This is a genomic window from Streptomyces triculaminicus (genome assembly GCF_017349075.1).
Classification (GTDB): Bacteria; Actinomycetota; Actinomycetes; order Streptomycetales; family Streptomycetaceae; genus Streptomyces; species Streptomyces triculaminicus.
The window spans coordinates 1,659,448-1,672,966 of record NZ_JAFMOF010000001.1 but is presented as its reverse complement, the minus strand read 5'-3'; the positions used below and the strand labels follow the sequence as shown (position 1 = coordinate 1,672,966).

Genomic DNA, 13,519 nt, shown 5'->3' with positions numbered 1-13,519 from the left:
GCGCGCGTTGTCAGTGGCATGGGTCACAGTTGAGGGAGTCGCTCCTAGGGGGACTGCCATGACCACCGCCATGACGTACGCGATCCGGGCCGAGGCCCTGGTGAAGCGGTTCAAGGAGACCCAGGCGCTGGCCGGGGTCGACCTGGCCGCGCGCCCCGGCACCGTCCTCGGCCTCCTCGGCCCCAACGGCGCCGGCAAAACCACCGCCGTACGGATCTTCGCCACCCTCCTGCGCCCCGACGCCGGCCGGGCCGAGGTCGCGGGCCACGACGTCGTGCGCGAGCCGGGCCGGGTCCGCGCCGTCGTCGGGCTCACCGGCCAGTACGCGGCCGTCGACGAACAGCTGACCGGCTCCGAGAACCTGCTGCTGATCGGCCGCCTGCTGGGCATGACCCGGTCCGACGCCCGCGCCCGCGCCAGAGAGCTGCTCGAGCGCTTCCACCTCGCCGACGCCGGCGCGCGGGCCGCCAAGACGTACTCCGGCGGCATGCGCCGCCGCCTCGACCTCGCGGCGAGCCTCGTCGGCCGGCCGCGCGTCCTCTTCCTCGACGAGCCGACCACCGGACTCGACCCGCACAGCCGCGGCGAGCTGTGGGACATGCTGCGCGGCCTGGTCGCCGACGGGGTGACCGCGCTGCTCACCACGCAGTATCTGAACGAGGCCGACCGGCTCGCCGACGACATCGTCGTCATCGACCGGGGCAAGGTGATCGCCGAAGGCACCCCGGACCAGCTGAAATCGCAGGCCGGCGGGCAGGTGCTCCAGCTCAGACCGGTGCACCGGGCCGATCTGGCCACCGCCCACGCCCTGATCACGGAGGCGGCGGGCCCGAAGGCCCGGATCGAGGGCGACGAGATCACCGCACCCGTCAACGACCCGGCGCTGATGCCCTCGGTGGTGCGGCGGCTGGACCAGGCGTCGATCGCGGTCGGCGAGCTGAGCCTGCGCCGCTCCTCCCTGGACGAGGTGTTCCTCGCCCTGACCGGCCACCGCACGGGGCCGGACGGGGAGAGGCCGGAGGGCGGGGGCCACCGGGCGGCGGGGGCCTGCCGGTGGGGGCCGGGCAGCGGGAGGCCGTCATGACCGCCGCGAGCCGGGCCCCCGCCCCGGTCGTCGCCCCCAGGTTGCGCGGGAGCGGCCGTGTGCGCCCGCTGGACGCGCTGCGGCAGACCGCCACGCTGGCCTGGCGGAGCCTGGTGTCCATCAAGCACAACCCCCTGGAGCTGGTCGACTACAGCATCACGCCGATCATGTTCGTGTTCCTGTTCACCTACGTGTTCGGCGGACAGATGGCGGGCTCCCCCGAGGAGTACCTGCGGTACGCGCTGGCCGGGGTGATCGTCCAGAACACGCTGTTCATGACCACGTACACCGCGATGTCGCTGAACACCGATCTGACCAAGGGCGTCTTCGACCGGCTGCGCAGCCTGCCCATCGCCCGGTCGGCGCCGCTGTTCGGCCGGATCGCCGCCGACCTCGTCAAGCAGCTGTGGGCGATGCTGCTGATGATCGCGCTGGGCGTGGCCCTCGGCTTCCGGATCACCGGCGGCCTGGGCGGCTTCCTGGGCGCCACGCTGATGCTGCTGATCTTCGCCGCCGCCGTCTCCTGGATCGCGGTGCTGATCGGCATGCTGGCGGGCGACGCCGAGAAGGTGCAGGTCTTCGCCTTCGTCCTGATCTTCCCGATCACGTTCACCAGCAGCGCCTTCGTCCGGGTGGAGACCATGCCGGGCTGGCTGCAGGCCTGGGTGCACCTCAACCCCGTCACCCACCTGTCGGACGCCTTCCGGGGGCTGCTGCTCGGCGACGCGTCGAGCAGCTCGGTGCTGTGGACGCTGGCGTGGGCGGCCGGCATCGTGGCGGTGTTCATGCCGCTGGCGATGCGGGCCTACCGCGCCCGGACGTAGCCGGCCGCGGCGGGCTTCCGGGCTCGCGTACGACCGCGTACGACGAAGCCGGCGCACCGCGGGTGAGGCGGTGCGCCGGCTCGTGACGCTGTCGGGCCGTGGCCCGTGCAGAGGCGGATCCGGTGGGATCAGAGGTTCTCGCCGTGGGCCTTCATGAAGCCGACGGGCTCGATGCCGGAGCCGTAGTTCGGGGTGGTGCGGATCTCGAAGTGCAGGTGGGGACCGGACGAGTTGCCGGTGGAGCCGGAGAGACCGATCACCTGGCCGGTGGTCACGGTCTGGCCGACGGACACCTTCACCTGCGAGAGGTGGGCGTACTGCGAATACGTGTTGTCGTCGTGCTTGATCACGATGGCGTTGCCGTACGCCGGACCGTCGCCGCCGCCGTTGGGGCCGGCCTTGACGACCGTACCGCCGTGAACGGCCATGACGGAGGTGCCGGTGCCCACGACGAGGTCCTGGCCGCTGTGCTTGTGGGCCCACATGGAACCGGCCTTACCGAACGGCTGGCCGATCTGGTAGCCGGCGACGGGGGCGACCCAGCCGTCGGCACGCTTACGCGAGGCCTCGGCCTGCTTACGGACCTCATCGGCACGCTTGGCGGCGTCCCGCTTGGCCTGCTCGGCGGCCTGCTTCTCCTTCTCCGCCACCTTCAGCTGGGTGGCGGCCTGCGTGTTCAGCGAGTCGCCCAGGGAGGCGACGGACGCGAACGCGGGGAACTCGCTCACCGTGGCGGTGGTGTCGGCTGCGAGCGCGACCCCGGAACCCAGCGCGACCGAGGCTCCCAGACCGGCTGCCACGACGGCGGCACGGGTACGGAGAACGGCCTTGCTCGAGTTACGGAAAGCGGTGCGCTTCGACATACGGATAAACCTCCAGGCAATAAACAGGTCCCGACTGCGGGCCGGGATCGCCATACCTTGGTAACCAGCGCTTCCCGGTCGTGTCGAGTGCCCCTCCTACTAGCCGATGCCGTAACCGGATCCGGAATTCAGAGAACGGCCGACCGCCGCCTCCCCCGGAATTCCGGGGTGATTCCCGAGATCGACTTCTCCGCTATGCGGCGTAGTAGCGCCGAAATGGCCTGTGCCCCATGTCACCGCGGAGGCCGGTCCGGACCCCGCATTCCGGGACCGGAGACCCGAGATCGGCGGTACGCTCCGGGCGGCAGATATGTACGCACCGTGCGGGGGGTCTCGCAGTGAGCAACGGTTTCGAGGACATAGAGCTGGCGGAGGCGGTGCGGGCGATCCGCGCGGGCCTGACCGACGCGGCGGCGGCCGGGGCCGGCGAGGACCTCGCCTTCGACGTCGGTGACATCACGCTGGAGTTCACGGTGGAACTGCGCCGCGACGCCAAGGCGGGCGGCAAGGTGAAGGCCTGGATCGTCGAGGCCGGCGCGGACGCCTCGCACGCCAGGGCCCGCACCCACCGGGTCGCCTTCACCCTGACACCGAAGGACCGGCACACGGGCGACGGCTGGAAGGTCGGCAACGACCGGGCGGCGGGGCTGTCGGGGTTCGGCCCAGCCGCTGAGCGATGAGGTCGGTGGAGGACCGGCTGGTGGCGGTGCTGGCCGCGCAGCAGGGCAGTGGGGTGTTGCTGACCCCGAACCTGATCCTCACCAGCAGCCACATGGTCGACTTCAGTCGCGACGCGGTCGCCGAGGCGGCCGCGCCCGGCGGCTCCGGCACGGTGAGCTGCGAAGTCCTGTGGGCCGGCCGCCCCGACCGCTGCGACGCCGCGCTCCTGCGGGCCCGGCGCGATCTGGTTCCCGCCGACCGCCTGCCGCCGCTGCGCTGGGGCACCCTCGCCGCCAAGCAGCCGGTGGCCGGCTGCCAGATACTCGGCTTCCCGCAGGTACAGCGGTACCGGGGCGGCGAGCTGGAGGCCGCCCAGATCGTGGGCACGCTGACGCCCCTGTCCGGGCGGATGCGGGGCAGATACGTGCTGCACAGCGACCACCACCCGCCCGGAGCCTTCACGCGATCCCCCTGGGCGGGCCTGTCCGGCGGCCCGCTCTTCACCGGACCGGTGCTGCTGGGAATCGCCACCGAGGACCCCCAGGGCTGGGAACACTCGGTCATCGATGCCGTGCCGATCGCGCGCGCCCTGGCCGAGGGGCTGTCCGAGGTGCTCAAGCAGTACTGGCCCGACGCCCCGCCCCTCGAGGAACTCAGCGGCCCCGACCCCCAGGACCTCGCCTACGAGGAGCAGTACGCGAAGGCCATCAAGGCCCGCTACAGCCGCATGGAGGTCTTCGGCCTCGACGATCTGGGCACGAACGAGAACAGCTGGGACCTGGACACGGCCTACCTGAGCCTCGAGGCGCGGAAGGCAGGCCCGGAGACCTCACTCCGGCCCGAACGGCAACGCATCGAGGATCTCCTCGGCTCCCGCCCCCGAACCGTCCTGCGGGGCGAGGCCGGCGCCGGCAAGACCACGCTGGTGTGGTGGCTGGCCTCCCATGCCGTCTGCCGCACCCTGCCCGAGAAGCTGAGCGCGCTCGACGGCCTGGACGAGCTGCCCCAGACCGACCGCGACCCCGCCCGGCGATGGCTCGCCCAGCTCCTGCGGATGTACCCGGACACCCGCTGCCTCGTCACCGTGCGGCCGCTGGCCGTCGAGCACGCGTGGCTGGAGTCGGAGGGCTTCGAAGAGCTGCAGCTCCTGCCCATGAACAAAGGCGGCATCCAGTCATTCGTCGCCGCCTGGCACAAGGCGGCACGGCTGGAGTACGGGGCCTACGCGGACAAGGCGCGCGCCGAGCAGGAACGGTCCCGTCTCACCGCGCTCGAACGCGATCTCTCCCAGGAGTTCCGCCGCAACACCGGCCTGCGCGACCTGGCCCGCACCCCTTTGCTGTGCGCGGTCATCTGCGCCCTGCACCGCCGCCGCAGCGGCCTGCTGCCGCGCACCCGATGGCAGCTGTACGACGCCGCGCTGTCCATGCTGCTGGGCAACCGGGACGCGTACCGCCGCATCGGCGCCCCCGAGGGCATGAACCTGACGGTCGACGACGGCCGACAACTGCTGCAGCGCATTGCCGTGTGGCTGGTGCGCAGCGGCCGCGCCGAACTGTCCCGGGACCAAGCCGTGGGCCAGCTGGAGCGGGCCATGAACGGTCTGCGGCATGTCCGGGAACAAGGAACGGCGCTCGAGACGCTCACCCACCTCCTGAATCGCAGCGGTCTTCTGCAGGAGCGCTCGGCGGATTCCATCCAATTCATCCACCGCACTTTCCAGGATTTCCTGGCGGCAAAGGAATTCCGGGAGAACGACAGCCTGGACGAACTCCTGGGGCACGCGACGGAGGAGCAGTGGCAGGACGTCATCCGGCTGGTCATAGGACACTGCGGCCGCGCGGAAGCGCGACGGGTCATCGCAGGTCTCATCGTGGCGGGCGACGAGACGGACAAGCGCGAGACGCTGTGGTCGCAGCGAACCCTGGCGGCCGAATGTGCGATGAGCGCGGTCTATCTGGACGACGCGCAGCATGAGGCGGTGTGGGAGGGAGTGAGGGCCCTGGGGCCGCCGCTCTCGGAGGGCGAGGAGGAACTTCTGTCCACTCTGGGCCCCGAGGTGCTGCCGTACCTGTCGGATGATCCGACGGCGCTGGGCCCGGCAGAAGCGAGCGGAGTGGTGAACGTCCTTGCTTCCCTAGGGAACGCGGGTATTCCGCTGCTTCAGAAGTACGGGCAGCACGAGTCAGCCCGGGTCCGCTCCCGGATCGCCGATTGCTGGCACATTGCGGACGCCCGCGTGTTCACGGACGAAATCCTCTCGACCATGCGCCTTGACGACATCACGCTTCCCATGATGCTTCCTGAGCAGCTTTCCCCCCTGCCGACCCTCGGTCCTGTCGGCGGCTTCATTGTCTTCGGCAACCACTCGTCGGACAGTCTTCGCCGAGCTTTTCGGGACCGGCAGGTGCGAGATCTCGTCCTGGAGAACAACACGTCACTCATGACGTTGGACTTCCTGGCCGATCACCCGGAGATCGAGGACCTGTCACTCGTGGGCTGTTTCCTTGAGGACCTCTCCGGATTGGGTGGCTCAGCTCTGCGGACGCTTGAACTCGAGACAGATCTCCTGCGCATCCTGGACACCGCTCCCCCGCTCCCCCACGTCGGCGCGGTGAGGCTTCTGGTGGAGCCGGGAGATCGGGTCAACGAGCGTCTTCTGACCGCCTTCCCAGGGCTGAGCTCGCTGAGCCTCAATGCGTGGGGGCTGAGGGCCGCCGTGGTACTCGACCTGACCGGCCACACAGGTCCCTTGCCAGCCGACGGATTGAAGGTAAACCTAGACCCGGAAGTGGAACTAACCGTTGTAGGCGCCGACCGCTTCGGCGACCGGTTGCGGATCCACAAAGAACCGTCCGGTCCGTAGCAAAACGAAACCGGCCCCGGAACCGTGTCTCCACGGTTCCGGGGCCGGCCCACTCACTTATTCGTTACGCGTCCTTCGACAGGTTGGGCCCGGCCCCGCCCGTCGTGGACTCCACCGGCGGGGTGTCGGGGAGTGCCGACTTCTCCTCGCCGCGGAAGGTGAACTTCTTCTCCTCGCCTTCGCCCTCCGTGCCGACGACCACGATGTGGCCCGGACGGAGCTCGCCGAAGAGGATCTTCTCGGACAGGATGTCCTCGATCTCGCGCTGGATGGTGCGGCGCAGCGGGCGGGCGCCCAGGATCGGGTCGTAGCCCTTCTTCGCCAGGAGCAGCTTCGCGTCCGCGCTGAGCTCGATGCCCATGTCGCGGTCCTTGAGGCGCTCGTCCACCTTGGCGATCATCAGGTCGACGATCTGGATGATGTCTTCCTCGGACAGCTGGTGGAAGACGACCGTGTCGTCGACGCGGTTGAGGAACTCGGGCCGGAAGTGCTGCTTGAGCTCTTCGTTGACCTTGGCCTTCATCCGCTCGTACCCGGTCTTGACGTCGCCCTGGGCGGCGAAGCCCAGGTTGAAGCCCTTGGAGATGTCCCGGGTGCCGAGGTTCGTCGTCATGATGATGACGGTGTTCTTGAAGTCGACGACGCGGCCCTGGGAGTCGGTCAGGCGACCGTCCTCCAGGATCTGCAGCAGCGAGTTGAAGATGTCCGGGTGGGCCTTCTCGACCTCGTCGAAGAGGACCACGGAGAACGGCTTGCGGCGCACCTTCTCGGTGAGCTGGCCGCCCTCTTCGTAACCGACGTATCCGGGCGGGGAGCCGAAGAGGCGGGAGACGGTGTGCTTCTCGCTGAACTCCGACATGTCGAGGGAGATCAGCGCGTCCTCGTCGCCGAAGAGGAATTCGGCGAGCGTCTTGGACAGCTCCGTCTTACCGACACCGGACGGGCCGGCGAAGATGAACGATCCGCCGGGGCGCTTGGGGTCCTTCAGGCCCGCACGGGTGCGCCGGATGGCCTGGGAGAGCGCCTTGATGGCGTCCTTCTGGCCGATGACGCGCTTGTGCAGCTCGTCCTCCATGCGCAGCAGGCGGGAGGACTCCTCCTCCGTGAGCTTGAAGACCGGGATGCCCGTGGCGGTGGCCAGGACCTCGGCGATCAGCTCGCCGTCGACCTCGGCGACGACGTCCATGTCGCCGGCCTTCCACTCCTTCTCCCGCTTGGCCTTGGCGGCCAGGAGCTGCTTCTCCTTGTCGCGGAGGGAGGCGGCCTTCTCGAAGTCCTGCGAGTCGATCGCGGACTCCTTCTCCCGGCGCACGTCGGCGATCTTCTCGTCGAACTCGCGGAGGTCCGGCGGCGCGGTCATCCGGCGGATGCGCATCCGGGAGCCGGCCTCGTCGATCAGGTCGATCGCCTTGTCCGGCAGGAAGCGGTCGGAGATGTAGCGGTCGGCGAGGGTGGCGGCCTGGACCAGCGCCTCGTCGGTGATGGAGACGCGGTGGTGGGCCTCGTAGCGGTCGCGCAGACCCTTGAGGATCTCGATGGTGTGCGGCAGCGACGGCTCGGCGACCTGGATGGGCTGGAAGCGGCGCTCGAGGGCGGCGTCCTTCTCCAGGTGCTTGCGGTACTCGTCGAGCGTGGTGGCGCCGATCGTCTGCAGCTCGCCTCGCGCCAGCATGGGCTTGAGGATCGAGGCGGCGTCGATGGCGCCCTCGGCGGCACCCGCACCGACCAGCGTGTGGAGCTCGTCGATGAACAGGATGATGTCGCCGCGGGTGCGGATCTCCTTGAGGACCTTCTTCAGGCGCTCCTCGAAGTCACCGCGGTAGCGGGAGCCGGCGACCAGGGCGCCGAGGTCGAGGGTGTAGAGGTGCTTGTCCTTGAGGGTCTCGGGCACCTCGCCCTTGACGATGGCCTGGGCCAGGCCCTCGACGACGGCGGTCTTGCCGACGCCGGGCTCGCCGATGAGAACGGGGTTGTTCTTCGTACGGCGGGAGAGCACCTGCATGACCCGCTCGATCTCCTTCTCGCGCCCGATGACCGGGTCGAGCTTGGATTCGCGGGCGGCCTGCGTCAGGTTGCGGCCGAACTGGTCCAGGACGAGCGAGGTCGAGGGGGTGCCCTCGGCCGGGCCGCCGGCGGTGGCGGCCTCCTTGCCCTGGTAACCGGAGAGCAGCTGGATGACCTGCTGCCGGACCCGGTTCAGGTCGGCGCCCAGCTTCACGAGGACCTGGGCGGCGACGCCCTCGCCCTCACGGATCAGACCGAGCAGGATGTGCTCGGTGCCGATGTAGTTGTGGCCGAGCTGGAGGGCCTCGCGGAGCGACAGCTCCAGGACCTTCTTGGCACGGGGCGTGAAGGGGATGTGCCCGGACGGGGCCTGCTGGCCCTGGCCGATGATCTCCTCCACCTGCTGGCGGACCGCCTCGAGCGAAATCCCGAGGCTCTCCAGGGCCTTAGCGGCGACACCCTCACCCTCGTGGATCAGGCCCAGGAGGATGTGCTCGGTGCCGATGTAGTTGTGGTTGAGCATCCGGGCTTCTTCCTGAGCCAGGACGACAACCCGCCGCGCACGGTCGGTGAACCTCTCGAACATCGTTAATCGCTCCTCAGAGCGGTCAGGCAGTTAGGGGTCGGTCCCCTCCCTGTCCTTCCGCATGCTAGTCCCGCTGGGCGGGACAGCTCATTCCAACTGCCGACACCCGTCCGGATCACCCCCGCGCCGGCGGGGAACCTGCTGCCGAACAGCCGACATCTCCTCCAACCCGATGGTGGGAGACGATGTTCCCGCAGGCCAGGCATATACGCCCACCACCACTACGCCCATGGCGAACGCCCGGCCGGGCCGACACGCCCGTCCATGGTCCCGCCGCCACCCCTGATGACGCGGTCCGGGCCCCGTTGTACAGCCTCTTCCCACGGGGAATGTCTTACCCGTGGGGACTGACACTCCATGCGGCGCGGGGCTTTTCCATCCGCTACGGGCGAACACCCTCGCGCCATCCGGAGCGCCTGTGCGCCCCTGTCCTCTTATACGGAGCGTGCCCAACTATCCACCCAGCGTAACCTCTTGGGTTTTCCACAGTTGCACCGTTCATGACGGTAGCCCTCCCGCGCCCGTGCCGCCCCCCGGACGACCCGCACGCGGCTCCGCCCACGGGCCCACCTGCGGTTTCCGCCGCGGACGCGGGGTCACCCGCGGATCCGCGCGGTCGGCGGCAATGGCGCCAGTGGTACGAGTGCGTCCTGGGCTGGCCCACCTGGCCGGCCGCGGAGGGCCGGCCGCTGGAGCTGATCACCGGGGTCCGCTTCGACGCGCTGGGGATGCCCGCCGAGGCCGGGTTCGCCGCGCTCGGCCGGGTGCCGGCCACAGGGCCGGTGGCGCTGGACGGGCGGGCCCGGAGGATGTGGTTCCTGACCGCCGTCGGCAGCGCCGACGAGCTGCCGGGGCTGCTCGCCTGGCTGGAATGGGGCGGGATCGCCCTGGAGCTGTCCGTGCTGGGTCCGGGAGGCCGGCTGGTCGCTCCGGAGCCCTCGGGGGCCCGGCAGGCGCTCAGGGGGCCGTACGGGCCCGGTGGCGCCGTGGAGGCCGTATGGGTGCGGCCTCCCGAGCCCGGGGGCGCCGTGGAGCCGACGCTGCCGGTGGCCGGCCTCGGGGGCGACGGCGGCGCCCCCGATCTCGTACGGCTCGTGAGCGCGGCGGCCACGGAGTGCCACCGGAACCGGCTGCTGCGCGCCGCTCGGGCGCGCAGGGACCAGCCGCCGGACCGGCCCGCGGGGCCGGGGGATCCGGACGATCAGGCGTTGGCCTTCTCGTACGCCTCGCGGATCTCGGCGGGGACACGGCCACGGTCGTTCACGTTGTAGCCGTTCTCCTTGGCCCAGGCGCGGATCTTCGCGGTGTCCGGGCTGCCGGCGGCCGCGGTGGCACCGGCGCGGGCCTTGCCGCGGGCTCCGGCGGTACGGCCACCGGTACGACGGGCCGCCTTGACGTAGTCCGCGAGCGCCTCACGCAGCTTGTCCGCGTTGTCGGTGGTGAGGTCGATCTCGTAGGACTTGCCGTCCAGGGCGAACGTCACGGTCTCGTCGGCCTCGCCGCCGTTGAGGTCGTCGACAAGAAGGACCTGAACCTTCTGCGCCACGGGGGATTCCTTTCATCAGCGTAAAAGGGATTACGAAGGAATAGCAAACCGCCTTTCCCGGAAAAACACAAACCCCCCGGGAAGGTTCAGTCCGCCTTCGGCGTGGGAACGATGGCTTCCGGGCCCGCACGATAGGGGCGCGATTCGGACATAGGGACCGCGCTTCACAGATGCAGAAGCATCCGGCTGTTGCCAAGGGTGTTCGGCTTCACTCGTTCGAGACCCAGGAACTCGGCAACGCCCTCGTCATAGGAACGCAGCAGCTCGCTGTAGACATCACCGTCCACCGGGGTCTCTCCGATCTCGACGAAGCCGTGCTTCGCGAAGAAGTCGACTTCGAAGGTGAGGCAGAAAATGCGCCGCACACCCAGCCAGCCGGCCGTGCGCAGCAGCTTGTCCAGTAGCAGGTGGCCGACTCCGCCGCCGCGGACATCCGGGTCGACGGCGAGAGTGCGTACCTCCGCGAGGTCTTCCCACATCACATGGAGCGCGCCGCACCCGATGACCGTACCGTCCTCGTCCCGCTCCGCGACCCAGAACTCCTGGATGTCCTCGTAAAGCGTCACCGTGGCTTTGTCGAGCAGGATGCGGTCGCGCACGTAGCTGTTGAGGAGGCGGCGCAGCGCGGGGACATCGCTGGTGCGGGCCCTGCGGACGGTGACGACTTTAGTGAGAGCGGGCATGTCCGGACGCTATCGCCCCGGGGCTTGCGGGGGCTCGTCGGGCCCGTCGAGTTGGGCGACCCGGATCGCGTCGCGGAGGGCTTCGCGTTGTTCGGCCGACATCATGCCGAAGAAGGCGACGAGAGCGGCCGCGGGGTTGTCGCTGAGGGACCAGGCTTCGTTCATCAGTGCGGCCGAGTAGGCGGCACGGTTGGAGACCGCTTCATATCGATAGGCGCGGCCTTCGGCTTCCCGCCGCAGCCAGCCCTTCTGATACAGGTTGTCCATTACGGTCATCACGGTGGTGTAGGCGATGGACCGTTCCTGCTGAAGGTCTTCCAGCACTTCCCGAACAGTGACCGGCCGGTTCCACTCCCACACGCGCGTCATCACGGCGTCTTCCAGATCACCCAGGCGTCGAACCACACGCGAATAATAGTGGGAGATGTCTCGAATGCCGGTTTATCGGGGCGGCAATCCCCCGACTAAAAAAGGGCGCACGGTCCGAGAATTCGGTCCCGGTACGTACGCCCCGGTGCGCCGAGCGTCGCCGCTCGGCTCAGGCCGCGGTGCCCTTGGAAGGCTGCCGGGCGGCCTCGGCGCGGGCCAGCGCGGCATCGACAATGGCGTCTTCCTTGGCCTTGTTCGCACCACCCTGGCTCTTGATGATCGTCACAACCAGAGCGGTGAAAGCCACCGCCATCACCACGGGCGGGACCAGCGCGGCGACATAGTCCATGGCCTTCGGCTCCTTCTGGATCGGGTCTGCGCATGCGCATGCTGAGCGACCCGACCAGATTACGCGCCCGCCCCGCACGCGGACCGGTCGGGTGGGGCCGGGGCGAACGGGGCGAGTCGGACGGCGGCCGGGCGCGGCGGCCCGGCGGCGATGCGTACCGGCCGGTCGGTCAGAGCGGGGTCGGGCGAGGTCGGGCGGGGTCAGGCGGGGCGGGCCTCCGTCAGGGCGAGGACCGTCGGCGGGGTCGGCTTGCGGCGCGGCGGGAACACCTCGCCGGGCGTCGGGATGGGCCGGCCCGGCTGCGGCTTCGGCGTGGCGGGGGCGCGGCCGGCGGCGGGGCCGGTGCGGGCCTGTTCGGCGGCGCGGGGTCTCCCCCGGCCGGGGCCCGGGCCCCGGCCCCGGTTCGGCGGCGTGCGGAGTCCGCCCGCCGCGCAGCGCGAGCAGGCGACCGCCCCGGGTTCCGGCCGGGCGCCCGGCATCGCGGGCGCCGCGCGGGCCGTGAGCCGGTCCCGTACCGCCCGCTCGGCGAGGTGCTCGCAGCACAGCAGCAGGGCCCTGCGGCGGGTCGCCTCGGCCTCGCCGCAGGGGGCCGCGCACAGCGAGCGCAGGGCGGCGAGGTCCTCGGCGCCGGGTCCGTAGCCGTCCGCGAGGGCGTCCTGGAGCCGGCGCACATAGCCGGGGGCGGCGCCCGGCAGGGCGTCGCGGTAGCGGGCGAGGTCGGCGAGGAGGAAGGCGCGCAGCCGGGCGCCCTCGTGGGCGGCCTCGGTCATGGCCTCCGCGAGCCGGAGGCGGTCGCGCATCTCGGCGTCCCGTTCGGGGCCGGGCCGGTCGGGGAGGGAGTGGGGGCGGAGTGCGATGTCGAGGGCACGGCGCAGCACGCGCAGCTCGTCCGCGCTGAACGCCATGCCGCCGCGGGATCCATAGGGCGTGGGCATGGGCTGACTTTAAGTGCTAAGCGGACAAAATTCGCTTAGCACACCATCTCGGGCGTGGCATGACGGCCGCACGGCTCGAACGCGCGGCCTCAGTTCTCCCGGCGGCGGGCGGCGCCCAGGGCGATGGCGCCGGCGGAGAGCGCGGTCCCGGAGGTGGTGGCGATGAGCAGGGTGCCGGAGGCGACCCGGTCGCCGGTGGTGCGGTGCGGCGTGCCGGAGCCCGTCACCTCGACGGGGATCGGCGCGGAGTCGTTGCCGGGGTCGGCGTCCGGGTCGGGGTCCTCGTCGCCGTCGACCACGCGCACCCAGCCCTCGGCGCCGTCGATCCGCTCGTCGATGCGGACCCGGAAGCGCAGCGTCTCCCGGTCGTCCGCGGGGAAGTCGGCGCCGATGGCACAGCGGTACGTACGGGGGTCGGCGTCGCCCGGCGCGCAGGCGGCCGCCGAGACGATCGTGGTGCCCTCCGGCGCCGTGACCTCGTACGCCCGGTCCGCCAGGGCCCGGCCGGGGCCGGCCTTGCGCACGCCCAGTTCGACGACGACGGTCTCGCCCACGCGGCCGGTGACCGGGTGGGCGATGGCCTGGTAGTCGGCGCGGGCGGCCGCCTCGGCGGCGACGGCGGCGGTCGGGACCAGGCCGGCCGCCGCCACGAGGGCGGCCGCCGCCGCCAGTCGCAGTGATCGCTTCACGCTGCCCACGCCCCAGCCCGTCCGGTGTCCTGATCCGCTCTGACAGCAGTCAGGACAGTCC

General features: G+C 70.6%; 13 protein-coding genes. 5 read left to right on the top strand and 8 right to left on the bottom strand.

Going from position 1 to position 13,519, the window contains the following annotated elements:
* Positions 1–70: 70 nt before the first annotated feature.
* Both J1792_RS07780 and J1792_RS07775 read left to right on the top strand, forming a co-directional pair.
* A complete protein-coding gene (locus J1792_RS07780; protein WP_207247112.1) occupies positions 71–1,084 on the top strand; it encodes an ATP-binding cassette domain-containing protein in 1,014 nt (337 codons plus the stop codon).
* Entirely contained in the window at positions 1,081–1,908 is an 828-nt protein-coding gene (locus J1792_RS07775) for an ABC transporter permease (protein WP_207246883.1), read from the top strand. The genes J1792_RS07780 and J1792_RS07775 overlap by 4 nt, the downstream gene beginning before the upstream one ends.
* A 128-nt stretch (positions 1,909–2,036) precedes the next feature.
* Here the strand turns inward: J1792_RS07775 and J1792_RS07770 are convergent, their stop codons facing one another.
* Entirely contained in the window at positions 2,037–2,771 is a 735-nt protein-coding gene (locus tag J1792_RS07770; protein WP_086572814.1) for a M23 family metallopeptidase, read from the bottom strand.
* A gap of 338 nt (positions 2,772–3,109) precedes the next feature.
* On the opposite strand from J1792_RS07770, the gene J1792_RS07765 reads away from it, so the two are divergent.
* Positions 3,110–3,451: a trypco2 family protein gene (locus J1792_RS07765; protein ID WP_086572812.1), complete on the top strand. Its 342-nt coding sequence runs from the start codon at positions 3,110–3,112 to the stop codon at positions 3,449–3,451.
* On the top strand, positions 3,448–6,297 hold the full coding sequence (locus J1792_RS07760) for a serine protease (protein ID WP_207246882.1): 2,850 nt from the start codon (positions 3,448–3,450) through the stop codon (positions 6,295–6,297). The genes J1792_RS07765 and J1792_RS07760 overlap by 4 nt, the downstream gene beginning before the upstream one ends.
* A gap of 64 nt (positions 6,298–6,361) precedes the next feature.
* Here the strand turns inward: J1792_RS07760 and J1792_RS07755 are convergent, their stop codons facing one another.
* Positions 6,362–8,887, bottom strand: a complete 2,526-nt coding sequence (locus tag J1792_RS07755) for an ATP-dependent Clp protease ATP-binding subunit (RefSeq protein WP_086572809.1) — start codon at positions 8,885–8,887, stop codon at positions 6,362–6,364.
* 500 nt (positions 8,888–9,387) lie between these two features.
* Here J1792_RS07755 and J1792_RS07750 point away from each other — a divergent pair, with 500 nt between their 5' ends.
* Complete coding sequence (locus tag J1792_RS07750) at positions 9,388–10,158, top strand: SCO3374 family protein (protein WP_179199008.1); 771 nt, start codon at positions 9,388–9,390, stop codon at positions 10,156–10,158.
* On the opposite strand, the gene J1792_RS07745 is transcribed toward J1792_RS07750, so the two are convergent.
* The 6 genes from J1792_RS07745 to J1792_RS07720 form a co-directional block, all read right to left on the bottom strand.
* Complete coding sequence (locus J1792_RS07745; RefSeq protein WP_086572808.1) at positions 10,089–10,433, bottom strand: histone-like nucleoid-structuring protein Lsr2; 345 nt, start codon at positions 10,431–10,433, stop codon at positions 10,089–10,091. The two genes, J1792_RS07750 and J1792_RS07745, sit on opposite strands and share 70 nt — an antisense overlap.
* A 164-nt stretch (positions 10,434–10,597) precedes the next feature.
* Positions 10,598–11,116, bottom strand: a complete 519-nt coding sequence (locus J1792_RS07740; protein WP_086572806.1) for an amino-acid N-acetyltransferase — start codon at positions 11,114–11,116, stop codon at positions 10,598–10,600.
* A gap of 9 nt (positions 11,117–11,125) precedes the next feature.
* Positions 11,126–11,521 carry a BlaI/MecI/CopY family transcriptional regulator gene (locus J1792_RS07735; RefSeq protein ID WP_086572805.1) on the bottom strand — a complete coding sequence of 132 codons (396 nt, stop codon included), beginning with the start codon at positions 11,519–11,521 and terminating at the stop codon, positions 11,126–11,128.
* Positions 11,522–11,654: 133 nt separating this feature from the next.
* Complete coding sequence (locus tag J1792_RS07730; protein WP_086572804.1) at positions 11,655–11,834, bottom strand: hypothetical protein; 180 nt, start codon at positions 11,832–11,834, stop codon at positions 11,655–11,657.
* A gap of 200 nt (positions 11,835–12,034) precedes the next feature.
* Positions 12,035–12,769 (bottom strand): hypothetical protein, encoded by a 735-nt coding sequence (locus tag J1792_RS07725; protein ID WP_242645473.1) that lies wholly within the window; start codon positions 12,767–12,769, stop codon positions 12,035–12,037.
* An 89-nt stretch (positions 12,770–12,858) separates the two neighbouring features.
* The gene (locus tag J1792_RS07720; RefSeq protein ID WP_143587766.1) at positions 12,859–13,458 is read right to left on the bottom strand and encodes a DUF11 domain-containing protein; all 600 of its coding nucleotides are present in this window, start codon (positions 13,456–13,458) and stop codon (positions 12,859–12,861) included.
* Between the last annotated feature and the right edge of the window lie 61 nt (positions 13,459–13,519).

Coding starts and splice junctions, on each gene's coding strand:
- J1792_RS07780 (WP_207247112.1), top strand. CDS start 71: ATGACGTACGCGATCCGGGCCGAGGCCCTGGTGAAGCGGTTCAAGGAG.
- J1792_RS07775 (WP_207246883.1), top strand. CDS start 1,081: ATGACCGCCGCGAGCCGGGCCCCCGCCCCGGTCGTCGCCCCCAGGTTG.
- J1792_RS07770 (WP_086572814.1), bottom strand. CDS start 2,771: ATGTCGAAGCGCACCGCTTTCCGTAACTCGAGCAAGGCCGTTCTCCGT.
- J1792_RS07760 (WP_207246882.1), top strand. CDS start 3,448: ATGAGGTCGGTGGAGGACCGGCTGGTGGCGGTGCTGGCCGCGCAGCAG.
- J1792_RS07755 (WP_086572809.1), bottom strand. CDS start 8,887: ATGTTCGAGAGGTTCACCGACCGTGCGCGGCGGGTTGTCGTCCTGGCT.
- J1792_RS07750 (WP_179199008.1), top strand. CDS start 9,388: ATGACGGTAGCCCTCCCGCGCCCGTGCCGCCCCCCGGACGACCCGCAC.
- J1792_RS07740 (WP_086572806.1), bottom strand. CDS start 11,116: ATGCCCGCTCTCACTAAAGTCGTCACCGTCCGCAGGGCCCGCACCAGC.
- J1792_RS07730 (WP_086572804.1), bottom strand. CDS start 11,834: ATGGACTATGTCGCCGCGCTGGTCCCGCCCGTGGTGATGGCGGTGGCT.
- J1792_RS07725 (WP_242645473.1), bottom strand. CDS start 12,769: ATGCCCACGCCCTATGGATCCCGCGGCGGCATGGCGTTCAGCGCGGAC.